Below are 23,553 nucleotides of genomic sequence, written 5' to 3' on the forward strand. Positions count from 1 at the left end.
CGCGGTGATGGCGATGTTCGTGTATGGAGCGAGTAACTTACCGGCTCGCGCCATAATCCAGGATCGCTGACGGGATATCCGAAAGCGCGATGCTGCGTTCCGCCGCTCCGAGTCGCACGGCCTCTTTCGGCATGCCGTACACGACACAGGTTTCTTCGTCCTGAGCCAAGGTTCGGCTCCCGGCCTCGCGCATCTCCTTCAGGCCGCGGGCGCCGTCGTCGCCCATGCCGGTCATGATTACCCCGAAAGCATTTTTTCCGGCGGTATTGGCCACGGAGCGGAACAACACGTCCACCGACGGGCGGTGCCGATTGACCAGCGGGCCGTCAATCACGTCCACGTAATAAAGAGCGCCACTACGTTTGAGCAGCATATGGCGGCCGCCGGGTGCTATCAGTACCCGGCCGGGCAAGACCCGGTCGCCGTTGGCGGCTTCTTTGACTTCGACCGCGCTGAGCTTGTCCAGGCGGTTGGCAAAAGCGGTGGTGAATTTTTCCGGCATGTGCTGAACGACGACGATGCCGGGACAGACCCGAGGCAGAGCCGTGAGCACCGCTTCCAGAGCCTGCGTGCCGCCGGTGGAGGCGCCCAGGGCGACCACTTTGTCGGTTGTCTGCGTGAGAGGGCGATGAGAATAGGACAGCACGGCATCGGCTGTATGCTTGGGTTCGACCTTGTGCGGCAGGCCCGCGAGCGTCAGCCGCTTGAGATCGGCCAGGGCCGCGGACTTGACGGCGTGGATCAGTTCTGCGGCGATGCTTTGCAGATGTTGCCTGATTCCCAGCTTGGCTTTGGCGACGACACCCACCGCGCCAGCGGACAAGGCTTGCAAGGAGGTTTCTGCGCCCTTCTCCGTGAGCGAGGAACAAATCACGACCGGGGTCGGGTGTTCCATCATGAGCTTCTTCAAAAAGGTGATTCCGTCCATGCGGGGCATTTCCACATCCAGGACGATGACGTCCGGCCACCGCCGTTTCATTCGCTCCATGGCGAAGAGGGGATCGGAAGCCGCGCCGATGACTTCCAGGGCGGGATCCTGGCTCAAGATATCACTGATGACCTGGCGCACTACGGCCGAGTCGTCCACGAGCATGACGCCTATTTTTTTCATTTAGATTCGTTCTTTCTTCTCGCCGTGGAAAATTCGATGAGCTCCTGGCGATGTTCGAGGCGGGTCTCGCCGCTCCAAAGTTCGAATGCCAGTTTCCTATACCCAACGCCACCCAAGTGTGCCTCGTCGATCCGGGAACCAAGGCGATTTGCCAGGTTTCGTGCGGCTTCCACGTTGCGTGCGCTCACGTTCAGGACGGCGGGTACGGAACGGTTGGAAAACATGTTTCCGCCGCCGAACAATCGAGCGCGGTATTCGGACGACGGCGCTCCGGCGCGCAAGATTTCCCGGCGGAAGAGTTCCATAGCCTCGTCGGCATAGCGTCCGTCCGGTTCCGACGCCCGCCCGTGGCCGCGGGCCGGCAACATGTAATGGCACATGCCGCCGAGGCAGAGGCGCGGATGCCATAGAATCACGGCCACGCAGGAACCGAGCAGGGTAACCAGGCGCACTGCTCCTTGCCCGAAGTAGAAGTCGCCCGGACGCAAATGGATTTCCTGAAATCCGGGGGGCGAAACGGCGATGCATCTCATGGTTTGCGGTAAATGGTAGGGGCGACGGGTTTCAGAGTTTCATCGACACCGTTCAGGGTTTCCGCATGGCCGACGATAAAATGGCCGCCGGGTTTCAACGTCTGGATCAGACGGGCCACTATCCGTCGTTTTGCCGCCAGGTCGAAATAGATCATGACATTGCGCAGAAAGATGGCGTCAAACTCGCCGATCTTGGGGAGCGGTCCGTTCAGATTGATCTGAATGAATCGCATGCGGCTCTTCAGAGGGGTGTCGATGAGAAAAGTGCCTTTCTGAGAGCCGACTCCCTTGAGGCAATAGCGGGTCAAATGATCCTTGGGGATGTGTCTGGCCCGCTCCATGGGATAATGGCCGAGCCGGGCTTTTTCGAGGACGCGCCGACTGATGTCGGAGCCCAATACTTCCCAGGAACCGCTACCCAATCGATCGGCCAGCACCATGGCGATGCTGTAAGGTTCTTCGCCGCTGGAACAGGCCGCACTCCAGACCCGGAAGGTTTGAGCCCGGCGGTGGGAGCCGAGGATGTGGTTCTGCAAAAAATCGAAATGCCCCGGTTCGCGAAAGAAATAGGTCTCATTGGTGGTCAGTAGGTCGAGCGCGTGCTGAAGCTCCTCCGCCTCCCGTCGGTCGGTCAAGAGGCGAAAATAGTCCCCGTAACTGGTCAATCCGTGCTGGGCGAGACGCCGGGCCAATCGTCCACATACTAGGGCTTTTTTCGCCGGCGACAGATGGATGCCGGCGATGTCGTAGAGGAGCTTTTGGTATTGACGGAATTCATGATCGCTGAGGGTCAAAGCGTCCATGGTTCAAGAACGGTCGTTTTTCGGATAGACGATTTTGGTTTTGCGGCTCGCTCCTGCCGCCGGGAAGTTCGATGGCCGATCCAGACCGACCGGGCCGTCTTGCCGCCTACTCCCCGTTTCCATGGTCTCCTTGTCCCATCTCGGCGAGCAGAGCCATCTCGTCCACGGACAGCACCTTGGCGAGATCCAGCAAGATGACAAAGCGGCCGTCGAGTTTGCCCATACCGGCGATGAAATCGGTGCGGATCTTCGCGCCGAAGGCCGGCGCCGGCTCGATTTCGGCCGGCGGAAGCTCAACGACCTCGTTCACGGCATCGACGGTCACCCCGATGTCGTGGCGTTCTTCCTCGTGTTGCACCTCCACGATGACGATACAGCTTCGCCGGGTCACCTCGGCCAGGCCGCGGCCGAAGCGCGCATGGAGATCGATGACCGGCACCACCGCGCCGCGCAGATTGATGACGCCGCGGATAAAGGTCGGGGTCATGGGTACCGGCGTGACGTGGCCGTACTCGAGGATTTCCTTGACGTGAAGAATATCTAGGGCGAACAGCTCTCCGCCCAGTTGAAAAGTCAGGTATTGCTGTGCGCTGTCCGATTCGTGGTCGATCTGCGGCGACGACTTTTGGTGCGCAATGATATTCGCCATAGCGGCTCCTCGTTATTCGGATGCTTGTCTCAAAATTTTTCGAATTCGTGCTGGCTCATGGCGTAGGTTTCCAAGAGACGTGGCGCTTGGGCGGGTTTGGGTTGACGAACGGAGGGCTTGGCCGGCGCGTCCCGGTTCTCGCCTTGTGCCAGCCTGAAGAATTCCATGAGCTGTTGCAATTGCTCGGCTTGGCTGCTCATTTCCTCGGCGGTGGCGGCAAGCTCTTCCGAGGACGAGGCGTTCTGCTGCGTGATCTGGTTGAGCTGCATCATCGCCGTGGCGATCTGGTTCACGCCGGCGGATTGTTCGTTGGAAGCCGCGGTGATCTCCTGCACCAGATCGGAGGTCTTGGCGATGGAGGGCACGATATCATCCAAGAGCTTGCCGGCTTTCTCTGCCAGTTTCACGCTGCTGTCGGCCAATTCCCCGATCTCCTGGGCGGCGACTTGGGAGCGTTCGGCCAATTTCCGCACTTCCGCCGCCACCACGGCGAAGCCCTTGCCGTGATCGCCGGCGCGGGCGGCTTCGATAGCGGCGTTCAGGGCTAGGAGATTGGTTTGATAGGCGATGTCGTCGATGATGCCGATCCTCTTGGCGATCTGGCGCATCGCTTCGACCGTGGACTGAACCGCCTCGCCGCCTTCCTTGGCCTCGGTGGAGGCTTTGCCGGCCATGCCGTCGGTGACCCGAGCGTTCTCGGCGTTCTGGTTGATGGAGGCGGACATCTCTTCGACGGCGGCGCTGGTTTCCTCGACGCTGGCCGCTTGTTCGCTGGAGGCTTGGGACAGGCTCTGGGCGGTTGCCGAGACTTCTTCCGAGGCGCTCGACAACTGGCCCGCCGCGCCGCGCACATCGGTGATGATGGCCGAGAGCTTATCCACCATGAACTTCATGGCGGCAACCACGCTGGTGGTATCGCCGTGCCGGGTCTCGACAGTGGCGGTAAGATCACCACCCGCCACCCGGCGCGCCACCTCCGCGACATAGCCGGGCTCGCCGCCAAGTTGCTTGGCGAGGTTGTTGACGAGCCACAAGCCGACCAGGGAGCCGATGAGAATGCTCGCGACGATCGTACCGATGGCAAAACTGAAGACGACGCGATAGCTTTCTTGCGCTTTGTCGAACTCCTGTTCGGCGACGGTCAATTGCAGATTGGACAGATCGGCGATCTTATCGGTGACCGGATCGATCACAGCGTAGAGCGGGCCATCGAATTCGCCGAGTTGTCCCACGATATTTCCGGTCTTGGCATCCAGTACCTCGAGCAGACGATCGATCTTTCGGTCGGACTCGCTAAACATCGACTTGACCGCGCTGACCAGTCTGCTCTCCTCTTCGGTCATGCGGGTAGCGGCGTAGGCGTTCCATTCCGTCCGGATGCGTTCGTTGGCACTGCGTATCCGCTGCCGGGCGTCTTCTGCGGTAATCAATCCGGCATTGGCCTTGTTGACCGCATCTATGATGTGGACGGCATAAGCGTCGGAAATCCTCTTCAGCTTTCTGAGAGGCACGACGCGGTCGTTATAGACGGTATGGAGCCCGGCGTTGCTTTGCTTCATGCCGGACAAACCGTTCCAGCCGATCATGATCTGAAAGGCGCAGAGCAGGAAAACCAGTCCGAGTAACCGGGTTCTGACGGTGAATCGATGGAATGCAGTCATTTTTGTTCTTCCTTTTTGTCGTGTGGGAAGTGATCGTTGTGTGTTTGCGTATTGCCTTCTCGTGCTTCCGAGCTGTCGTTTGCCGTTGGCTAGAGAAGGGTTCGCTTTCAGGCTGCTTTTTGAGCTTCCAGACCGGCGGCATACTGGATCAGCGAAAGCACATCCAGAATCAGCGCCACTTCGCCGGAGCCCAGGATGGTGAAGCCGCTGACGCCGCGCACCTTGCCGAATAGCTTGCCGAGCGGCTTGATCACGGTCTGGAACTCGCCCATTAGTTCGTCTACCAAAAGCCCCGCCTTTTGCCCGCCGAAGTGCGTCACGACGATGTTCTGACGGCGGGAGGTTTGGCCGTGTATCTTGAAGTGTTCGCGCAGGTTGAGGATGGGCAATACCTCACCCCTAAGATTCACATAGCAGCCGTGGCGCTGTTCCCGTTCATCAAGCTCTACGCATTCCGATACCACTTCCAGGGGAATCACATAGGAGCAGCCGGCGACGCTCACCAGGAAGCCGTCGATAATCGCCAGGGTCAAAGGCAGGCGAATGCGTACGGTCGAGCCTTGGCCCTGACGACTGTTGATTTCCACCATGCCGCGGAGCGCTTCGATATTGCGCCGCACGACGTCCATGCCGACGCCGCGTCCGGACAGGTTGCTGATCGTGTCGGCGGTGGAAAAACCGGGCTCGAAGATCAAGTTGTAAATCTCTTGCTCGCTCAGGTTTTGGCCGGCGTTCACCAGTCCCCGCTCTATTGCCTTGCTCAATATTTTGTCGCGATTCAATCCTCCGCCGTCATCGGTCACTTCGATGACGATGCTGCTGGATTCGTGATAGGCGTTGAGCCGAACCGTGCCCTTTGCCGGCTTGCCGGCAGCGACACGCCTATCGGTAGACTCGATTCCGTGGTCGATCGCGTTGCGCACCAGATGAGTGAGGGGATCGCCGATCTTTTCCACCACGGTTTTGTCCAGTTCGGTTTCAGCGCCGCTGATCTGGAGTTCGATGTCTTTGCCGAGTTCTTTGGAAACATCCCGGACAATGCGATTGAAGCGGTTGAAGGTTTCGCCAATCTGCACCATGCGCAACTGAAGGGCGCCGCCGCGGACTTCCTCGACCAGGCGCAGAATGGTGGAAAGCGCTTCTTGCAGTTCGCTGTCGTTCGTTCTCTGCGCCAGCAGGGATGCCGTCGCGCCGGCAATGACCAATTCGCCCACCTGATTGATGAGTTGGTCCAGCTTTCCGGAATCGACACGGATGAATCGGGATTCGCCGATTTTTGCGTCGCGGATTTTCTTTTGTTTTTCAAGAGCCGCTTCGACGACCGGTTGTTGCAGCATGCCTTCCTGCACCAGTATTTCGCCCATGGGCGGATGTCTTTGGGTTCTGGCGTCAATCTCGTTTTGCAGGGCCAGCGCTTCTTCGATTTCCCGAGGGGTGACGGCATCGGCTTCGATCAGGATCTCGCCCACCTTGTCCGCTTCTGCTTTGAGAGCTTCGATGCGTTCGATGGCGACTTCGGCGAAAGCGGGCGGCGGGGTGATGCGGATATGGCAATCCTCCCGTACGAACTCGAAGACGTTTTCGATGGTTTGTTTGTCCGCAGCGCTTCTGAAGTCGATTTCGAAACCGAGGTAACAGCTCTCCGGATCCATGAGCTCGGCGGGCGGAAGCCGTTCCGTCTTGGTTGCGAGATGAACGATTTCCCCGAGATTGCAGAGGTAGCGTATAAACGATGCCGGGTCGAAGCCGTTGCGCAGGACGTTTTCGCCGAAATCCACGACGATGCGCCAGCAGTCGCCGGACACGGCAGCTTCGCCGCAAACCTCTACCGGTGCGGGCGCTTTGGCCGGGAGGCGACCGGCATCGTTGCTAGCATCGGATGTCTCAAGATAGGCGCGTAATCGATGGAGCAGCCCGACGCCGTTGGACGTTGGGTCGACGTCCGATTGGGAGCCCGCCGCTGCAGCCTCGATGAGCACCGAGATTTCGTCGCACGATTGGAGTAAGAGATTGGTCAAATCCGGCTGAGTCAGGATTTCGCCGGCGCGCATCCGATCCAGCACGTTTTCCACGACATGGGTGAAGGAGACGATGCCGTCAAGACCGAACAAGCCTGCCGAACCTTTGATGGTATGGGCAGCGCGAAAAATCGCGTTCAGGATATCCGGATCGTCCGGCGTCTGTTCCAGCCCCAGGAGCCCTTCTTCCATTTCTTGGAGTAGGGCGCGACCTTCTTCGATGAAGACCGGTAGTGCTTGATCCAGGTTCATGACGACCGTCCTCCCGCACCGTGCGCGGCGGTGATGACCAGCGGATCGCCGAAGAACCCCGCCAGGTTATACAGCTCGATCAATTCCAGAACAGCCGGGCTGTGCGAGGTCAGGCGAAGATTGCCGCCGGTACGATCGGTTTCCCTCTTGGCCAGCATGAGAAGTTGAAATCCCGCTGTGTCGATTTCGCTGATGCCGGATAAGTCGATTTCCAGTTCGTTTCCGGATTGCAGCATCGTCAGGAGTGGCTGTTTGATCTCCGCGGCATGATAGATGGTCAGTTCGCCGGAGAGACGCAATGCGCCGCCGTCTTCTGTGAATTCGATGGCCATGGCTAACGCTCTCTTAGGGTGCGATCAATTTCGATACGGCATCCAGCATTTGGGCAGGCTGGAATGGCTTGACGACCCAAGCCTTGGCGCCGGCCGCCTTGCCTTCGGCCATCTTGCTTTCTTGAGACTCGGTGGTGAGCATGATCACCGGAGTGAACTTGTAAGCTGGGAGCTGTTTCGCTTCTCTGACGAAGCTTATTCCGTCCATATTGGGCATGTTGACATCGCTGATGATCAGGTGGATTCGTTGCCCGTTCAGCTTGGTCAGGGCGTCTTGGCCGTCGCGGGCTTCGACGACGTCATAGCCCGCTCCTTTCAGGGCGATGCTCACGACCTGGCGAAGCGAAGCCGAATCGTCGACGATGAGAATGGTTTTGGCCACGGAGCTACTCCTTATGGATTAAAAGAAGGTAATGTTTGCGGATCGATCGGAACTGACAGGCTGTACGCCGGGGTGGTGCCGGCGTTGCTCTTCGGTGGTATAGGTTTGCGCCAATTCCTTGAGCCAAAGCTTGGCATCGATCGTTTCTTTTCCGGATGCTTCGGAAATACATGCATGGAGCTTTTCCAAATCGTCGCGCACGTGCCCCAGAATTTGGCTAACCCGGTCCTGGAATTGCAGCGAAACCAGAATGTCCGATAGCTCGTTCTTGATCTCTACGCTTTTTCCTTGAAGGATCTCGGCGGATTGGCACAAAGCGCCGCCCGCCTTGCTGAATTGGTCGAGAACACGGTTGATCGCGGTCTCGGAATCGGTCAGCAATTTCACGTCTTGATTGGCAGTTTTTTCGGAAAGCTCCAATGCCGAGGTGATGGCCTCGTTGATGACATTCACCCGTTCGCTGATCCGTTTTCCGGTTTCTCCGGAAAACGTCGACAATTTCCGTACTTCATCCGCGACGACCGCAAATCCTCTTCCGGCCTCCCCCGCGCGTGCGGCTTCGATGGCCGCGTTAAGGGCCAGCAAGTTGGTCTGCCCGGCGACATTGGCGACTTCCGCTGCCATCTGTTTCAACTCTTCCGTGAAGTGGGACAGTTGCAGGATTTCGTGCATCGCCATCCGCCTCATGTCGAGAGCGGTCTTTAAAGAGGCGAGAACTGAGTTCAATTCGTTTTGGCTCTGCGTTAGAAGCGAAACCATGCCGCTGTCGCCCGCTTGTCCACCGATATCCAAGGCCGCTTCTTGCGAAGCGATCACCGTGGTTTGTAGGTCGTGCGCAATATCGGCAAAGCGGTCGCTGAGTATGACTATGGCCTCTTCCATCTGCGACCGCCCCATCTCGATCTGGCCGGACCACACGGGCAATACGGCCGTACATAATTTGTCCAGACTGTGGATGTGTTCGCGCTGCTCTTTCCGTTCGGCCAACAGAATGGCATTGCTTTCGCTTATCGCCGCCGCTAACCCTCGCTCGGATTGCGCGGCGAGCAGACGAACCGGCAGCAGCGCCATGAGTAGCAAGATGCCGCCTCCGATCAGGCTGCCGGCGCTCCAATTTCCTATCAGCGTCGTTATGAGAAAACCGCCCATCCCAAGGCAACCCGCATAACACCATAAGGCTTTGTTCGGTAAATGGTCGGAGGTGGAGAATTCGCGGGTGGCGTATAACTCCTTTTCACTGTGCATCTGTGTTTTCACTCCTGGTGGTTTTCGATTTCCGAATTACCGTGTCCGTGTTACATGCCGGCTCTTGTCACGTCCTAGAACCGTTTTCATTAGTCAAAATAAAGCTCGCACCCTCGGTAACTGCATAGCGGTTAAAGAGGGCGTTATTTGGGTAAGGTTGTTATTTCAGTGCTGGGGATAAGAGGATTCGCGGCAAACTGCCACTATGTATCCCTAAAGGTCGACACTATCGGCACTCCTTATCGAGTCGGATATGTGGCCATGCGTGCATATGACACGATTGTCTATGACGCTGAGCACAGCCGTTTGTGTCGGCGGGAAGAGTCCAAGATGGCCCGTGCTGGGGCTGCTGTTCGAAAATTTTCCCGGTACATCGACTTGCGGCCGCAGCCTTGATTTCCGTGACGATTCCGGGGCTATATTCAAACTAATCAGACCAGGCGGTCGTAGCCATTAGCAATTGAAACTTTCCCGAGCATTTTTCCAGCGAATGTAAGTCTGGTACGGATATCACAGAATGAAAGTAAGAAAATTCTGATTTTTTTGTAGGAAAAACGGAATTAGATGTAGGGGTGTCGGATGCTTGCCGTCTCGAAGGTATGGTTCGCCAAAGCGTGCAGGCTAAGGGAGGGAGAGAGGGGGTGAGTCCGTCAAGGTGGTGTAAATTCCGGGGGTGAACTCCGGTTCACTCTCACAACTGGATTGCAGCGTGCGTCCATCCAAAATCGCAGCCTTCGGCTGCGGTTTTCGCCCCTGAGCCAGGCGCAAACCTTCGCGGAGATCGTGCACGATCGCGTCGAAGCAGCCCGCCGCGAGCCAACGCCGGGTCTGCCGATAGACGGCTCCCCACGGCGGCAAGTCATGCGGCAACATCCGCCAGGGCTCACCAGTCCGCACCAACCAACGCAAGCAATTGACGATTTCGCGCAGATCGTGCTGGCGTTGGGGCGCGGCCGCCTTCATCAAGGTTAAATAAGGGACCGCGAACGTCCATTCGTCGTCTGAAACATCGCTGGGGTAAGGTTTTCGAGTAAGCATCCCTGCAGTACCTTGCCCACAGCAAAAAGTTCATAACACGCTCTGGAGTGTCAGACAGGAAACTGACACATTATTCGACAATAAGCACGCAAATCAGGAAAGCCGCGGGCTGTAACGTTTCTTTCACAATCTTATCCACGGACTTTTCCACCCGAACTGTGGATAAACGGATGCATTCCGAGGCTCTTGCCTTCCTCACTTTTTTATGTCAAATGGTTGTGCGAAGTCTGGGCGAATGGACGTGAGAATAACTGGGGTAGGCTGATTCCAGCACGGTCGATGCGTCTTCGTAGATTCGGTCCTGGTTACCCGCCTCGTGATACCGACGGAGTAGTGTGAGCAGATCGATGGCGTCCTTGGGATCTTCTCGGCCACGGTCAACCCAAGCAAAGAGTTTGAGGATGGCAATCCCAGCGACGGAAGCTACCGATACGATAAGTCTAGGTTCAACTTCAACTGGCACCGCGGATACCAAGGCATCTCGGTAGCCGGCGACATTCATTAGGATACTCATGTCCGGCGGCCAAGCGATGGTATTTTTTTCGACTTCGAGCCCACCAAACGGGATTAAATCCACGACGAATTTACGCCTACAGCCTTCTGGTTGGTAAAGCAGCCGCTGCATTACCCGTTCCATTTCTTGAAAACCGGAGCCGGTGACAAGATACCTCTTGATTGCCTTAAACTGGTCCCAGTTTTCAACCGCAAAAGCAAAATCGATATCGCGGGTAGCACGTTCAGCCTGCAGCCCGAATACGTGCTCAAGCAAGATGATTCTGGCGGTTGCTCCTACCAGGAAGGCTTCCAGACCCAGAGCAACTGATGCATTCTGAATTTCTCTCAGGACCGCGAGGGTAATGGGGTCGATCGGGCGCTCAGCCCTGGGTGCCAGAACCATTGATGCTCTGCTCATAAATCATGCGCGCCGTTTCAAGATTCCGCGGATCGAGGGTGGCGAGAAGGTCCGCATAGACGAGGATCGGTGGCACGGTTTCGGACAGGGCGCCATCGGCTGGAAAATTCCAGAAGGCATCCAATACCTCGATTTCACCTTTGGGATCGGCACGCAGCTTGTTTTCGACCACTAGCTTCGTGAGATTTTGACGAACGTTTTCGGGTCGGAAATATAGAGTGAAGGTGTTGGGCCTCAAATAGCCGGTCAGCTTGTCGGCCGCGACTTCGCCGCCCCATTGGGCTTTGTACCGGGTGACATCGACTTGCCGCCACCAGTCCGGAGTCGAAGCCTGAAACCGTCTTGGGTTTAACTTCGGACGGAGCTTGATGGGGTAGTTGGTCACCCATTCGTCAATCAATCGCTTGCGCTCCAGAATGCGTCGCTCGCCCATTCCCTTGCCAATTATGGCGTAACCCCTGTTATTCAGATCTAAAAAAACCTCTCCCACCGCCCCCAGCGCAACGCCGGCCGCTCGATTGATCTCGCGATAAGGTGCATTGACCAACTCGGGACGGCATAGCAGGACGAATATCACTCTAAGGGCAGTTGCAGTACCTGCACGAGGTGGTTCCGCAGTCGTGATATCCATCCCCTCCTTGGCTCGAGGGCGCAGTCCTTTCACGAAGATAAACAGGCCTAGGTCATGAAGATAGGCGTTGCCGTTGGCATCGATGAACTGCACGTCCAGTTCACGGCATTTGTCGGCCATTTCAGCGGTGATCCGCGGGGCCACGAGTAAGCCGGGCTGCTGAAATGAATCGAATCGGTTCCTGACTTGGCCGATCGCGGTAAAGCGATCGATTCGTTTGATTTCAGCCCTATAACGATGGGGCTGACCGGCTACGTCGATTTCCACGGCTGCATCGACTCTGACTCCCTGTTCCAATAAGGGCTCCGCGGCGATAATTTTCCCGGTCAAGCCAGTGGTTTCCTGCAGTGCGGCTAAGGCACGCTCCAGGAGGGCTTGCTCTTGGTGATGCAGGGATTCTTCTCGATAGCGAAGCGGCATGTTCATATTTCATCATTTGTTCACGTAACGTGAACATTATAAGACAGCGAACACAAGATCAAGCGAAATGTTCACGTAATGATCATGTTCACGATGCATGAACATGATCATTACGTGAACGTCGCGGGCAATCAGAAGACGGAGTATCTATGAACTGAAAATCGCGTCGGCGCCCGCCTCGATAGAGCCAAGCATGAGTTCAGATAGATTTCCGATAGCCACGGAAGAGCCCTATATGGCCAGAAATAGAGGCTGCTCTCATTGTCTGAAATTCGGCCATTTGCGGCCATTCAGTCTGTCCAATACCTGTCGGTCACGAACGACTGCTTTCCTCAACGTCGAGCGAGCAGCACGTGCCCGAATGAGCCACTCGGCCAGGGACTCCGAACAGTAGCAAACCGAGACAAAGCGGATGTTTGGTTGTGACAGGAAACCGTCCAAAGCTAGCGCAATGATGACGCGCTGCACGAGGGGGTGTCACTTTCGCCGTTCAGTCTTTTTCACGGGCCGGCCTCCGCTCGACCGACGCGCCTCAACCTTACATTGCTCACGCCCAGCAGGCTTTCCCTTTCTATGGTGGACAAATAGGGCGTGGCGGGGGCGGCTTACTGGATCTAGCGAGAAGATTGGACGGCGCCTACAGTCCGGGCAGCCAGTTGTGCGCCTCACTCTGGCAATGCGGCACTAGGCATAGTGACCCAGTGATTGTGGAGGCGTCTTCACCACCGCTTTAACCAGGGCTGGATGGCTTGTAGCTTTCGGGCCACCACCCCGTAATCGACGGGCATGGTTCTGAGCTGGTCGAGCTTCGGCACGTCGGGCGGGGTTTCCACGCCAGGGTGCAGTGGAATTTGGGCGCAGTCGGCGAAAGCCAGCTTGCGCTCGGTGTCCGGAGACAGGAGGTAATCGACGAGCTCGCGGGCGGCCTCCGGGTGCTGCGCGCCCCGGATCGGCACGACGGCGTTGGGCAGGATCAGGCAACCCGGTTCGCCCTCGCCCTGGTCCGGGCAGATCATCTCCACGGGTTTACCCTGGCGCATGCGGTTGACCGCGTCATCGCTGTCAACCAGACTGAACTCGAATTCCCCGGCGGCCACCAGGTCCGCGCTTTCGCCATTGCTGGTGGAAATCTTGGTGCCGTTCCTTTTGAGGGCGTCCATAAACCCTTTGGCGCGCTCATCGCCCCACAGCGTGAACAGGGCCGCCACATGGGTGGCGGTCGTGCCGAACAGGGGGTTGGCAATAACGCCTTTGCCCGCCCACTTGGGATCGGTATAGGCGGCGAGGCTTTGCGGCTTGACGCGGGCCTTGTGGTGGATGATGAACACCCGCGCCCTTGCGGAAAAGCCGGTCCAGTACCCTTCGGGGTCCTTGAAGACCTTAGGGATGCCTTCGCCATTGGGGGACCGGTAAGGCGCCGAAACACCCCGCTGCTTCAGGACTTCCGCCCGGATCGGTTCGTTCGCCCAATAGACGTCCGCCTGCGGGTTGTTCTTCTCGGCGAGCAGCCGGTTCATGACGCCGGTACCCTTGGTTTCCTCGGTGTCGTACACCGCTTTGACGCGGATGCCGGTATCCCGCTCGAAATCCTTGAGGATCGGTTCCGAGAACACCTGATCCTCGCTGGCATAGACCACGACCGTGGCTTCCGCGCCCACGGCAGTCCGGGCGAGCGCCAGGCTCAGCAGCAGCGATAGCCATCTGTAGGGTTGCATTGTCATCGTTGCCTCCTTAAGGGTTTGGCGAAAACAGCAGTTTCAGGCCGATGAACAAAGTCAGTTCCGGCTCGTCCCGGAACGAGCGGCCGGCGGACACCATCAACACCCGGCCGGGGGCCATGACCCACTTTCCGCCCAGGTTGAAGCCGGCGTTGGGCTCGCCGCCGGGGGAAGGGGACGTAATGGCGAACACCTCGCCGCCGAGCTTGAGCCGCTTGCCCACGGCGTGCTCCAAGGCCAAACCGAAAAACCAGTAACTCTTGCCCTCGCCCCCGGCCCACAGCTTGTAACGCGCATCGCCGTAGATCACGGTGTCGCCCCACTGCTTCTGATAGAGCAGCGGCAATTGCAGGTTCGCCCGTCCCGCGCCGAGGCCTCTTTCCTCGTCTCCCGTGGGCAGGGTGAGCTGGGGGTTGATGCCGAAATACCCCGCTTCGGCGTCGAGGCCGAAGCGCCGCTTGTACTCGAACAGCACATCGCCCACGCCGGAGCGCAATCCGCCTTCGGCGGGGAGCCTGTAGGGCGCGGGCAGCTCGATGCTGAGCTGGGTGTAAGGGTCGTAGCCGTAATTGACGTCCACGCGCACGAATTCGCCGATCGCCGAACCATCCCGGCTGCGTTCCATGAACCAGGGCAGGTTGATCTCCCACTGGCCCGGTTCCGGCGGGTCGGGATCGTTGGTGAAGAAGGGCGGGCCGCCGAAGGCGGAGGCCGATCCGGCCAAAACCAAAGAGAAGACCCACCGAGTGGACGCCGGCGTGCCACGGCCCATCGATTATCGGGCGGTCACCACCAGATCGTCGAACGAACTGGCCGCATCCGCCTTGCTCCAAAAGCCGATCCCGCCCGCCTTCATAAAGGTTCTATCGGTAGTCTCCAGATATTTCCGGTCGTTCAAATAGGCTTCGATCTTGTCTCCCTGCTGAACGATCTTCAACCGGAACCATTCGCCGGATTTCACGCCGGAGATGTTCGCGCTGTCCAGTTGCTTGCGCCGCCCGTCCTTCACGAAGTACAGGCGGATGTTGTCTTCCAGGGGGTTATAGCGGGCGACGTAATAGTTATTGGCGTCCTGCACCCGCCAGATGAGACCACCCCCCTGATCTTCCTTGCCGCCGTCGGCGCGGAGGCTGACTTCGATGGCGCCGTCCCGGAATTTCACCGCGTTCGTCCAGCACAAGTTAAAAACATCCCCGGAATCGTCGTGAATCTTCGTGATCGCCAGAACATGGGGCGCGCTCGGCGCCTTGGGATCGGCCTTGACTTGCCACTCCGCCGGGGGACCGCCGGGATTCGTGGCCGCGATGGTCCAGCCGGGCGGAATGCCGCCCGGCGTCAGTTCATCGAAGCTCAGCCGGGATACCGCGGGACTCGTAGCCGCTTTCTCCTCGGCCGAGACCAGACCGGTGAATGTGCACAGCCCGAGGCACACAGCCAAATGGATGAGTTGTTTTGTCGCCATGATCAAGGGTTTCTCCTCTGGGTTTCCAAGGCGGATTGGAGCGCCCGCGCCAAATCGACCGTGGGGCCGACGCCCCAGTAGTGCAGGAAGACCGTTCGTGGCGATTCCATGGTCATGTGGCTGTGGATCGCTACGATCTGGATGCCGGCGCGGCGCAGCGCTTTGAGCACCGGCTGCAGTTCGTCCTCGCACATGACGAAGTCACCGTCGACGACCGCTTGCTCGTCGCTGCCTGCGAACGCGGCCCAGGTGTTGACGCCCATCGTGCTGCCGAGGGTGTTACCTTCCATGGTCGTGGTTCGCCCGAGGGTGATCTTGAAGACGCCTCCGGCCAACTCGCCTTTGGCGCCGATGACCGCCTCGATTTTCTTGGGATCGAGCGAGGTTTGGGCGGGGTCGATGGCAGCGAAGGGTACCTCGCCTCGGCCGCCGCGGGTCTCCTCGACTTTGGCGAATACCTCGCCCACGGCGGCCGCCAGCTTTTCTTCATCCCCCGTGCCGCCGATGTGCATGAACATCACCTTGGGGGAATCCCAGAAGAAATGGTTGTGCAGGGCGGTGATTTCGAGGCCGTTGTCGAGGGCCACGCTCATGACCGGATTCACCTGATCTTCGAGCAGGACCATGTCGCCCATGACCAGGGTTCGGCCCCCCGCCTTCATGAACGCGGCCCACGAGGTCAGCCCCAGGGGCGGCGTCATTTTGACGCCCGCCGCGGTCACCCGGAGATCGGCGCGTGGCTGGCTGACTTTGAATACGCCCTCCTTTTCGTCCAGTTTCCCTTTGACGCCGGTCAGCCGCTCGATTCTTGCCGTATCGAGCCCTTGCCCGCCGCTGGGGGCCTCCGCCGCAGCCGGGCCGGGCAAGAGGTTCAAGAGCGTTATCATGAAGATGGCGGTCAAGCGGTAAATCGTATCTCTGTTCATGGAGAATACCTCGATCGGTCTCACAGTGTGTTCACCGTTTGCCGGCAATAGGCATAAAGGGCCTCGTAGACGATGAATTCCTTTTCCAGAATCTCCCCATCATCCTTCAGTCCCAGGTGCTGAAATCCCTCGGCGATGGCCTTGAGCCCCGCGGCTTCCGGCCGCCCGTAGAGGTCCTGTTTCACGTCCGCGCCGTGCACGATTCTCGCGAGCAGGGCCACGGCGGGATCGTCGATCCGGTACTTGGCCACGACCGCCTCGAAACTGCACCGGCCCTCGTGGTGCCCGAGTTCCACGCCGGGGACATCGAAAGGAATAGCGCCGTGTCGCTCGGCCACCGCCAGGACCTGGTCGGCCGGAACGAACAAGAACTCGGCCTCAGGGTCAATGAACTTTTTGATGAGCCAGGGGCAGGCCACCCGGTCCACCTTAAGGAAGCTCTGAATAAGTGCGTTTTATTGGTGGCTCCGATAAACCGGCCGGGGCTACCAGCCGAAAAAGGTCGTTTTTCCCTCCCCAATTGGCGCCCGCTATCGGCGCTCTTTCCGCCCCTCGCCCCCGGTTTTCCGGGACGATGCACGGATTGATCCCTAGGCCGCCATCAACTCCTCCCGCACCTGGTAGAGATTGCCGAGGGCAAACAGCAGGTAGAGTTGCTGCCCGTTTTTGAAGAGTCCCCGGTACCGGACCTTGGTATAGCCGAATTGGCGTTTGACGATCCGGAATGGGTGTTCGACCACCGCCCGCAGCGCGGCCAGCATGCGGTTGTGAAGCGCTTGTTCCGCAGGCAAGTCCTCGCCCTTCTTACGCTTGAAGGGAAACGCCCAGACCGGCTCGCCCTCCTGGCGTTCGACCTCCAGATTGCGGTCCTTGCGGGTATAGGCCCGATCGCCCAGGACGACCTGCTCCTCGCCGTGCAACAGGGCATCGGTCATGACCCCGTCCGCCACCTTGGCGGTGGTGACTTCCATCGTGTGCACCAAGCCTGAATCAGCATCCACGCCGATGTGCGCCTTCATGCCAAAGTGGTAATTGTTACCCTTCTTGGTCGAACTCATCTCGCCATCCCGCTTCCGCTCGCGGTTCTTCGTGGACGGCGGGGCGGCGATCAGGGTGGCATCCACGATGGTCCCTTGACGCAACAATAAGCCCTTTTCCGCCAATAGTGCCGCCGTTTCATCGAATAGGGTTTGCGCCATCTGATGGGTTTCCAACAGGCGCCGGAACTTGAGGATCGTGGTTTCATCCGGCATGGCGTCCTCGCCCGCATCCAGCCCGGCAAACTCGCGTAGCATCGGAATGTCATGCAGCGCCTCTTCCATCGCCGGATCGGAGTAGCCGAACCAGTGCTGCATCAGGTGGATGCGCAACATCGTCTCCAAAGGAAAGGGACGCCTGCCCCGGCCGGCCGTCGGGTAGTACGGCGCAATCCGGCTCGTCCACAACCCCCAAGGAATCACCTGCTCCATGTCCTGGAGAAATTTCTGACGCTTGGTCAGCTTCGGTTTCTTCACAAACACGGTGGCACTGAGTCCGAGTTGCTTCATCTGGTATCGACCTGTCGAAAATTGGACGTTGGGCGTTATTTTATCGGGGCCAGGGACTTATTCAGAGTTTCCTTAACGTTCTCGCGCGTGATCCACTTCATGATGTTTGACCTCCAGTGAGTTATGGAAGCAGTTTTTTATCGGCGCCTTTCTCGGTATGCGTGAGCACGCCTGCCGCGGCGAAGGCCGCGTAAACAGGTAGCACGCGCCCATGGCATCCAAGAGATCCACGATGAGGACCTTGCGGACGGGTTCGTCCACCTCTTGAGTTCTAACCACTTCGCCACGCGCGCTATCCCGTTGACCGATGCCATTCCGTCTTATCCCTTTACACCGGCCGATTCCGCCGTCCCGTCAGTACCCGAGGCGAGGAGTCCCCGGCGAACCTGGTCGAAGTGGGCGCGGATTTCCTCCACCGACCCCTGGCGGACGATGGCGCCCGCGCGCATCACCACGATCCGCTGGGCGATGGCGAACGCCTCGTCCAGATTGTGGGTGACGTAGAGCAGGGTGAATCCGAGTGCTTCCTGGAGCGCCAGAATCTCGCGGCGCAGTTCGAGGGCCAGTTCAAAGTCCAGGCTGGACAGGGGTTCGTCCATGAGCAGCAGGCGGGGTTGGGTGACGAGGGCACGGGCCAGGGCGACACGCTGCTGCTCGCCGCCCGAAAGTTCGCCGGGGCGCGCGTCCGGCCGCGATTCCAGGCGCACCAACCGCAGGGTTTCCCGGATGCGCCGTTCCCGCTCCGCCCTGGCAACGCCCTGCGCCTTCAGGCCGAATTCCAGATTCCCGCGCACCGTGAGATGCGGCCACAGGGCCAGGTCCTGAAACACCATGCCGAGACCCCGCTGTTCGGGTTCCAGGTCAAGGCGGCCGGCTTCCGCCGCGACCGCCCCGTCCAGCAGTACGGCGCCCCGCTCGGGCACGCGGAAACCGGCGGCGAGGCGCAGCACCGTGGTCTTGCCGCAGCCGGAAGGGCCGAGCAGCACGACCCGCTCGCCGGCTTCCACGTCCAGGGAAAAATCCCGCACCGCCGGCTTGCCCCGATAGGACGCCCAAACCTGCCGGAACTCGACGGCGCTCATGGCGAGTGCGCCTCTCTGCGAAGGCCAAGTCCAGTCAGGATGAGCGGCGGCAGTGCCGCGGCCACCAACAAGGCGCACAGCGCCGCCACCAACCCGAACGGGCTGTTGGCCATCACGGTGAAGATGCGCACCGGCAGGGTGTCCCCGCCGGGCGGGTACACCAGCAGGGCGAGTCCGGTATCGCGCAGGCAAAAGAGGTAAGCGACCAGCCAGGCGGTCAGGAGTCCTCGCCGGCTCAGGGGCAGCGCGATGAACAGGATCCGCCGCCACCAGCCAGCCCCGGCCACGGCCGCCGCCTGCTCCAGGGACGGCGGGAGGCGCGCCAGAGCGCTGTGGGCGATGCCCCCGGACAATGCTCCATACTGGATGAGATACCCCAACAGCAGGAGACCCGGCGAGGCGTAGAAGCCGGCAGTCGCAGGTTGGTTCCACAGTCCGATCAGGCCGATGCCTACAACTGAGCTGGGCAGGATCAGGAGCAGCAGGGCGGCGAATTCGGTGAGGCCTGCGCCGCGCGTCCGCTCGCGCCACAAAAGCCCCAGAAAAAATCCGAAGGCCGTCAAAAGGCTGGCCCCGAGCGCAGCGTACAACAGGCTGCGCCCGAGGGCATCGCCCGCCCGACGCCACGCGTCGCCGAAGTCCGCCGGGGCGGCTTGAAGCAGTAGTGCGCCGAGCGGCAACACCACGAGCATCAAAAGCAGACTGGATACGCCGACCGTCCATAGCCATTTGCAAGCGCCCAGGCGGATGGAAAGCGAGGTTCCCGCCGGCCGAAGATCGGGTGCCGCGAAGCGCCGCGAGCGCCATTCCGCCGCCAGCGGCAAGCCCACGACCAGCGCCAGCGGAGCCGCTGCCGCGATGGCCGCGTCGAAATCGTAGAAGGCCGCGAACTGGGTCAGGATTTCCACCGGGTACACGTCATAGCGCAGGAACATGGGCACGGTGAGTTCGCCCAGGACCAGCAGAAACACCAGGACAGCGCCGAATAGAACGCCCGGCCCAACGGCCGGCAGGGTGATGCGGCCAAGCACTTTCGGCCAGGCGGCGTACAGCCTCGCAGCCTCCTCCAGGCGGGGATTGACGCTATGGAGGAGGGTCGCCGTGAGTAGCACGATCAGGGGCAGAAACACCGTGGCCAGCGTTACGGCACAGCCCGGCAGTCCGAACAGCCATTCTGAGAGAGTTCCGGCCACTGAAGCGGGCAGCAGGCGGGCGAGCCAACCCTCCCGCCCCAGCAGGGCGAACCAGCCGAGCGCGAGGAAATAGGGCGGGAGCAGCAGGGGCAGGATGAACCCCGCGGCGAACAGGCGCCGCCCCGGCAGATCGGTCTTGCCGAGCAGCAGGCCGAGCGGCACGCCGAGTCCCAGCGCGCCCAGGGTGGCCAGTCCCGCGAGCAGCACGCTCCGACCGAAGAGCCGAGGCAGGCGGGGCGATGCCCACAGGTCCCGATAGCGATCCAGGCCGAACATTCCGTCCACGGTGAGACTCGATGCGAACATGACCACGAGCGGCGCCAATCCCAGCCCCAGAAACAAGGTTGCCGCAAGGGTCAGGGTGAGGCGTCTCGAACCCATGGAACCGGTGGTTTAATGCCTGACGGCAATACCTTCAGGCATTTTGGAGAAGGGAATGGTCTTCACCGCCTCGTCCCGCTTGGCGTCGATCACCCCCTGAACCGGGTCGAAAGGCGGCGGTGCTTCCGCGCGGGCCGGCAACATGGCGCACATCAGGAAAAGGAAAGTTCCTAGCGTAATCCTCGGAAAGACGATGCGGTTCATAACAGCACTCCCGCCTGGGCCAACCAGGGTTTGAGGAAGGTGAACAAGAAACCGACCAGGCCGCAGACGCCGATGACCGGGATGACGCCGACCCGGCAACGGAACAGGATCAGCAGCGCACCCAGGCCTACCAGAGCCGAAACGCCATCGAAGCGCCCAGAGAAGCCCTGCGGCCAAAATACGTGGTAGGCGAAAAACACAGCGAGGTTGAGGATGACACCCACCACGGCGGCGGTAATGCCGGTCAGGGGCGCGGTGAACTTGAGATTGCCGTGGGTGGTTTCGACCAGGGGGCCGCCCGCCAGGATGAACAGGAAACTGGGCAGGAAGGTGAACCAGGTCACCACGGCCGCGGCTGCGGTGCCTGCCAGAAAAAGCTGATCCGGTCCGAACAGTTGCTTGGCCCAGCCGGCGACGAAACCGACGAAGGTCACCACCATGATGAGCGGCCCCGGCGTCGTTTCGCCCAAGGCCAGGCCGTCGATCATTTGATGCGGAGCGAGCCAGTGGAAATGCTCGACCGCGCCCTGATAGACGTAGGGCAGCACCGCGTAGGCACCGCCGAAGGTGAGCAGGGCCGCCTTGGTGAAGAACCAGCCCATCTGCGTGAGCGCGCCGTGCCAACCATACTGCGCGTATAGGAAGCCGATCGCGCCACTCCATAGGATCAGGCCCGCTAGAATGATCTTGAGCAAGCTGGCCCAGGTGAAGCGGGCATGGGCGGGAACCGGCGTATCGTCGTCGATCAGCGCCGGACCGTAGCTTTGCTTGGCCGCACCATGGCCTCCGACCACAAATTTGCCGGGTGCAAACTTGCCGCCGATGCCGCCCAGAATCGCCGCTACCAGCACGATCAAGGGAAACGGCGCTTTGAAAGCAAAAATGGCCACGAACGCCGAGGCTGCCATGGCCCACAGCACCCAATTTTTCAGCGCCCGCGAGCCGATGCGCCAGGCTGCGAACAAAACGATGGCGGTCACCGCCGGCTTGATGCCGTACAGCACGCCGGCCACGGCGGGCACCTGGCCGAACGCCAGGTAAATCAAGCCCAGTCCGATCAAGATCAAGAGCGAAGGCAACACGAACAGCCCTCCCGCGATGATCCCGCCCCAGGTGCGGTGCATCAGCCAGCCGATATAGGTCGCCAGTTGCTGCGCCTCCGGCCCCGGCAGGAGCATGCAGTAGTTGAGTGCGTGCAGGAAGCGTTTCTCGCTGATCCAGCGGCGCCGTTCGACCAATTCCGAATGCATGATGGCGATCTGGCCGGCAGGGCCGCCGAAACTGATGAAGCCGAGCTTGAGCCAGAACAGGAAGGCGGCCCAAAAACCTACGGCGACCGGGCGAACATTGTTCTTAGTGGGTGCGGTGACGTGGGAAGTTTCGCTCATGGCGCGGAATCCTTTTCAAATGCGGCCAGTAGCCCGTCAAACAGAACGCTGGCGGCCGTGAACAGTTGATCGTCATTGGCGCTGGTTTCACGCAGGCCCGCCAATACGCGCTCAATGCCTTGGGCCTCCGGAGGTTGGATGCCGCCGACGTCGAGGAAGTGCACGATGCCGGCGAGTCGCGCGAGCGGTGGCGACTCCAGGCCGAATCCGGCCAGGAGGGTCTCGAAGGTCACCTTGCCGCCCACATGGGAAAAGGCGGCACCGTCGAAGTCGAACCCCAACGCGTCCTCCGGGCAGTCGGCGGGTGAAGCCAACCAGAGAATGCGGGCGTCCGGGTCGATGAAGCGGCGAATCAGCCAGGCGCTCGCGAGTCGATCCACCCAGGGGCGGGCACGAGTCGCCCACACGCGGCCGCGATAGTCGGCAATATCCAAGCGTGGGATCGCACCGGCCGCCGCATGCGGTTCGTCGGGGGACAGGCAGCGGCTGACCGAACTTTCCAGCTCCTGCAATGCGGCATCGGCTTGTTTCTGGGCTTCCCCCGGGACGAAGTCGATGGCGGCCAATTGTCCAAATGTCCTGCGGAGCTTTCTGGCTTGTTTCAGTGTCGCCGGCGCGGTTTCGCTCGTCAGCCGGGCGCGGCACTGGGCAATCTCCACCAGCAATTCGCCGAATTCGGATGAACGATCAAATAGCCTCGAAAAACCGTCTTCACCTTTTCCTTCAGTCTTCAGCAAATAGGCCGTGCCGCCGTTCTCACGGAGATCGTCGGCGACCTCGGCCAGAATCTCTCGACAGCCGTCCCGTTCGGGCAGCAAATAGACGCCATCCCGGAGCACCGCGGCGCCCGAGGCTTTGAGCGCTCGCCAGGCCCGCATTCGGGCCGTGGCGTTCTCCGTCGGCAGAGTCAGTATGAGCAAAAGCCAAGACATGTGTAGCATTCTCTACAGTAATGTAGATTATGCTACTCATTAAGCTGAAGGGCTTCAAGTTGCGTAAACGCCTTTTAAAACAGGTTTCTCAGCAATAAGACCAAGCCATAGCACACGCTGGTAGCTATCGCCGCGAGGCCGAGTGCCAGCCAGAAATTCAGCGACCGTTCCAGCAGCAGGGGCAAGATCCAAAAGAAGGCCAGTGAAGGTATCACCAGCCAGACGATTTGCCGCGAAAGCTCAGTTATCAGTTCGGTGTCCCCGGTGTCGACATAGAGCCAGATGAAGGCCAGAATCGATGTGATCGGCAGTGATGCGATGAGGGCGGCAACCAGGCTGCTACGTTTCGCCGTTTCGGAAATTACTGCGATCAACAGCGCGGATATCAACACTTTGAGGTACATGGCCGTTTGTGTTATTTGCTTGCCGGCTTGCAGCGGAGGTTGGTACGCCAAGATCGTACCCATTTTCTCGTTATGGTTTGCGCTTACGCTCGTAGGTGTTCATACCGACTCGTCTGCATTCAAGTCCTTCTGAATCTTTCAGAATAAATCAGACGTCTCGGAGCGGGCGTGCTTTATTCATGCCTATCAATAGACCGTAGCGCATTCGAAGTCGTTGGCCCAATCACCATGGGAATATGAAAGGGGACGCATGTCATGAGAATAGGCTCTGCTCTCTCCGAACATACGAGGGCTTACACTGAGCGGACTTTCAGGGCGAGTCTGCTCA

23 protein-coding genes and 1 pseudogene are annotated in these 23,553 nt (G+C 59.8%); all 24 read right to left on the reverse strand.

Going from position 1 to position 23,553, the window contains the following annotated elements; all coding sequences use genetic code 11:
- Nucleotides 1-37: 37 nt before the first annotated feature.
- Nucleotides 38-1,111, reverse strand: a complete 1,074-nt coding sequence (locus ACR2R1_RS19110; protein WP_434111485.1) for a protein-glutamate methylesterase/protein-glutamine glutaminase — start codon at nt 1,109-1,111, stop codon at nt 38-40.
- A complete protein-coding gene (locus ACR2R1_RS19115; protein WP_086134194.1) occupies nt 1,108-1,644 on the reverse strand; it encodes a hypothetical protein in 537 nt (178 codons plus the stop codon). The genes ACR2R1_RS19110 and ACR2R1_RS19115 overlap by 4 nt, the downstream gene beginning before the upstream one ends.
- Nucleotides 1,641-2,447 carry a CheR family methyltransferase gene (locus ACR2R1_RS19120; protein ID WP_086134195.1) on the reverse strand — a complete coding sequence of 269 codons (807 nt, stop codon included), beginning with the start codon at nt 2,445-2,447 and terminating at the stop codon, nt 1,641-1,643. Before ACR2R1_RS19120 ends, ACR2R1_RS19115 begins: the two co-directional genes overlap by 4 nt.
- 106 nt (nt 2,448-2,553) lie before the next feature.
- On the reverse strand, nt 2,554-3,096 hold the full coding sequence (locus ACR2R1_RS19125) for a chemotaxis protein CheW (RefSeq protein WP_077732410.1): 543 nt from the start codon (nt 3,094-3,096) through the stop codon (nt 2,554-2,556).
- A gap of 29 nt (nt 3,097-3,125) precedes the next feature.
- Entirely contained in the window at nt 3,126-4,757 is a 1,632-nt protein-coding gene (locus ACR2R1_RS19130) for a methyl-accepting chemotaxis protein (protein WP_434111488.1), read from the reverse strand.
- Between the two features lie 107 nt (nt 4,758-4,864).
- Complete coding sequence (locus ACR2R1_RS19135) at nt 4,865-7,027, reverse strand: chemotaxis protein CheA (protein ID WP_133717064.1); 2,163 nt, start codon at nt 7,025-7,027, stop codon at nt 4,865-4,867.
- On the reverse strand, nt 7,024-7,359 hold the full coding sequence (locus ACR2R1_RS19140; RefSeq protein ID WP_077732413.1) for an STAS domain-containing protein: 336 nt from the start codon (nt 7,357-7,359) through the stop codon (nt 7,024-7,026). Before ACR2R1_RS19140 ends, ACR2R1_RS19135 begins: the two co-directional genes overlap by 4 nt.
- A gap of 13 nt (nt 7,360-7,372) precedes the next feature.
- Nucleotides 7,373-7,741 (reverse strand): response regulator, encoded by a 369-nt coding sequence (locus ACR2R1_RS19145; protein WP_077732414.1) that lies wholly within the window; start codon nt 7,739-7,741, stop codon nt 7,373-7,375.
- A gap of 18 nt (nt 7,742-7,759) precedes the next feature.
- Nucleotides 7,760-8,986, reverse strand: coding sequence for a methyl-accepting chemotaxis protein (locus tag ACR2R1_RS19150; protein WP_434111491.1), 1,227 nt, complete (start codon nt 8,984-8,986; stop codon nt 7,760-7,762).
- A 681-nt stretch (nt 8,987-9,667) separates the two neighbouring features.
- Nucleotides 9,668-10,024, reverse strand: a pseudogene (locus ACR2R1_RS19155) (transposase); the annotation flags it as partial.
- 208 nt (nt 10,025-10,232) lie between these two features.
- Nucleotides 10,233-10,922 (reverse strand): nucleotidyl transferase AbiEii/AbiGii toxin family protein, encoded by a 690-nt coding sequence (locus ACR2R1_RS19160; protein ID WP_347259092.1) that lies wholly within the window; start codon nt 10,920-10,922, stop codon nt 10,233-10,235.
- Nucleotides 10,900-11,994: a type IV toxin-antitoxin system AbiEi family antitoxin gene (locus tag ACR2R1_RS19165; RefSeq protein WP_434111493.1), complete on the reverse strand. Its 1,095-nt coding sequence runs from the start codon at nt 11,992-11,994 to the stop codon at nt 10,900-10,902. The genes ACR2R1_RS19160 and ACR2R1_RS19165 overlap by 23 nt, the downstream gene beginning before the upstream one ends.
- A 713-nt stretch (nt 11,995-12,707) precedes the next feature.
- Nucleotides 12,708-13,709, reverse strand: a complete 1,002-nt coding sequence (locus ACR2R1_RS19170) for an extracellular solute-binding protein (RefSeq protein WP_434111495.1) — start codon at nt 13,707-13,709, stop codon at nt 12,708-12,710.
- Between the two features lie 10 nt (nt 13,710-13,719).
- Nucleotides 13,720-14,478 carry a transporter gene (locus tag ACR2R1_RS19175; RefSeq protein ID WP_434111497.1) on the reverse strand — a complete coding sequence of 253 codons (759 nt, stop codon included), beginning with the start codon at nt 14,476-14,478 and terminating at the stop codon, nt 13,720-13,722.
- Nucleotides 14,479-14,481: 3 nt separating this feature from the next.
- Entirely contained in the window at nt 14,482-15,168 is a 687-nt protein-coding gene (locus tag ACR2R1_RS19180; protein ID WP_205780883.1) for a family 16 glycoside hydrolase, read from the reverse strand.
- Nucleotides 15,169-15,170: 2 nt separating this feature from the next.
- Nucleotides 15,171-16,094, reverse strand: a complete 924-nt coding sequence (locus tag ACR2R1_RS19185; RefSeq protein ID WP_077732422.1) for a DUF1259 domain-containing protein — start codon at nt 16,092-16,094, stop codon at nt 15,171-15,173.
- Between the two features lie 20 nt (nt 16,095-16,114).
- Nucleotides 16,115-16,522, reverse strand: coding sequence for a chromate resistance protein ChrB domain-containing protein (locus ACR2R1_RS19190; RefSeq protein WP_434111500.1), 408 nt, complete (start codon nt 16,520-16,522; stop codon nt 16,115-16,117).
- Between the two features lie 162 nt (nt 16,523-16,684).
- Nucleotides 16,685-17,641: an IS5 family transposase gene (locus ACR2R1_RS19195; RefSeq protein WP_434110401.1), complete on the reverse strand. Its 957-nt coding sequence runs from the start codon at nt 17,639-17,641 to the stop codon at nt 16,685-16,687.
- 320 nt (nt 17,642-17,961) lie between these two features.
- Nucleotides 17,962-18,801 (reverse strand): ABC transporter ATP-binding protein, encoded by an 840-nt coding sequence (locus ACR2R1_RS19200; RefSeq protein WP_240502648.1) that lies wholly within the window; start codon nt 18,799-18,801, stop codon nt 17,962-17,964.
- Nucleotides 18,720-20,297 (reverse strand): ABC transporter permease, encoded by a 1,578-nt coding sequence (locus ACR2R1_RS19205; RefSeq protein WP_077732425.1) that lies wholly within the window; start codon nt 20,295-20,297, stop codon nt 18,720-18,722. The genes ACR2R1_RS19200 and ACR2R1_RS19205 overlap by 82 nt, the downstream gene beginning before the upstream one ends.
- A gap of 12 nt (nt 20,298-20,309) precedes the next feature.
- On the reverse strand, nt 20,310-20,501 hold the full coding sequence (locus ACR2R1_RS19210) for a hypothetical protein (protein WP_077732426.1): 192 nt from the start codon (nt 20,499-20,501) through the stop codon (nt 20,310-20,312).
- A complete protein-coding gene (chrA, locus tag ACR2R1_RS19215; RefSeq protein WP_156879701.1) occupies nt 20,498-21,889 on the reverse strand; it encodes a chromate efflux transporter in 1,392 nt (463 codons plus the stop codon). Before chrA ends, ACR2R1_RS19210 begins: the two co-directional genes overlap by 4 nt.
- On the reverse strand, nt 21,886-22,821 hold the full coding sequence (locus ACR2R1_RS19220; protein ID WP_156879700.1) for a chromate resistance protein ChrB domain-containing protein: 936 nt from the start codon (nt 22,819-22,821) through the stop codon (nt 21,886-21,888). The genes chrA and ACR2R1_RS19220 overlap by 4 nt, the downstream gene beginning before the upstream one ends.
- Nucleotides 22,822-22,895: 74 nt before the next feature.
- A complete protein-coding gene (locus ACR2R1_RS19225) occupies nt 22,896-23,288 on the reverse strand; it encodes a DUF3147 family protein (protein ID WP_240502649.1) in 393 nt (130 codons plus the stop codon).
- Nucleotides 23,289-23,553 lie beyond the last annotated feature (265 nt).

The sequence above is a fragment of the Methylocaldum sp. GT1TLB genome, from assembly GCF_051027445.1.
Taxonomy (GTDB): Bacteria; Pseudomonadota; Gammaproteobacteria; order Methylococcales; family Methylococcaceae; genus Methylocaldum.

Excerpts from the sequence above, each read along its gene's own strand:
- ACR2R1_RS19160 (WP_347259092.1), bottom strand. The coding sequence starts at position 10,922 with ATGGTTCTGGCACCCAGGGCTGAGCGCCCGATCGACCCCATTACCCTC.
- ACR2R1_RS19175 (WP_434111497.1), bottom strand. The coding sequence starts at position 14,478 with ATGGGCCGTGGCACGCCGGCGTCCACTCGGTGGGTCTTCTCTTTGGTT.
- ACR2R1_RS19180 (WP_205780883.1), bottom strand. The coding sequence starts at position 15,168 with ATGGCGACAAAACAACTCATCCATTTGGCTGTGTGCCTCGGGCTGTGC.
- ACR2R1_RS19150 (WP_434111491.1), bottom strand. The coding sequence starts at position 8,986 with ATGCACAGTGAAAAGGAGTTATACGCCACCCGCGAATTCTCCACCTCC.
- ACR2R1_RS19185 (WP_077732422.1), bottom strand. The coding sequence starts at position 16,094 with ATGAACAGAGATACGATTTACCGCTTGACCGCCATCTTCATGATAACG.
- ACR2R1_RS19115 (WP_086134194.1), bottom strand. The coding sequence starts at position 1,644 with ATGAGATGCATCGCCGTTTCGCCCCCCGGATTTCAGGAAATCCATTTG.
- ACR2R1_RS19205 (WP_077732425.1), bottom strand. The coding sequence starts at position 20,297 with ATGGGTTCGAGACGCCTCACCCTGACCCTTGCGGCAACCTTGTTTCTG.
- ACR2R1_RS19110 (WP_434111485.1), bottom strand. The coding sequence starts at position 1,111 with ATGAAAAAAATAGGCGTCATGCTCGTGGACGACTCGGCCGTAGTGCGC.
- ACR2R1_RS19125 (WP_077732410.1), bottom strand. The coding sequence starts at position 3,096 with ATGGCGAATATCATTGCGCACCAAAAGTCGTCGCCGCAGATCGACCAC.
- ACR2R1_RS19135 (WP_133717064.1), bottom strand. The coding sequence starts at position 7,027 with ATGAACCTGGATCAAGCACTACCGGTCTTCATCGAAGAAGGTCGCGCC.
- ACR2R1_RS19170 (WP_434111495.1), bottom strand. The coding sequence starts at position 13,709 with ATGACAATGCAACCCTACAGATGGCTATCGCTGCTGCTGAGCCTGGCG.
- ACR2R1_RS19210 (WP_077732426.1), bottom strand. The coding sequence starts at position 20,501 with ATGAACCGCATCGTCTTTCCGAGGATTACGCTAGGAACTTTCCTTTTC.
- ACR2R1_RS19140 (WP_077732413.1), bottom strand. The coding sequence starts at position 7,359 with ATGGCCATCGAATTCACAGAAGACGGCGGCGCATTGCGTCTCTCCGGC.
- ACR2R1_RS19225 (WP_240502649.1), bottom strand. The coding sequence starts at position 23,288 with ATGGGTACGATCTTGGCGTACCAACCTCCGCTGCAAGCCGGCAAGCAA.
- ACR2R1_RS19120 (WP_086134195.1), bottom strand. The coding sequence starts at position 2,447 with ATGGACGCTTTGACCCTCAGCGATCATGAATTCCGTCAATACCAAAAG.
- ACR2R1_RS19220 (WP_156879700.1), bottom strand. The coding sequence starts at position 22,821 with ATGTCTTGGCTTTTGCTCATACTGACTCTGCCGACGGAGAACGCCACG.
- ACR2R1_RS19195 (WP_434110401.1), bottom strand. The coding sequence starts at position 17,641 with ATGAAGCAACTCGGACTCAGTGCCACCGTGTTTGTGAAGAAACCGAAG.
- ACR2R1_RS19165 (WP_434111493.1), bottom strand. The coding sequence starts at position 11,994 with ATGAACATGCCGCTTCGCTATCGAGAAGAATCCCTGCATCACCAAGAG.
- ACR2R1_RS19130 (WP_434111488.1), bottom strand. The coding sequence starts at position 4,757 with ATGACTGCATTCCATCGATTCACCGTCAGAACCCGGTTACTCGGACTG.
- chrA (WP_156879701.1), bottom strand. The coding sequence starts at position 21,889 with ATGAGCGAAACTTCCCACGTCACCGCACCCACTAAGAACAATGTTCGC.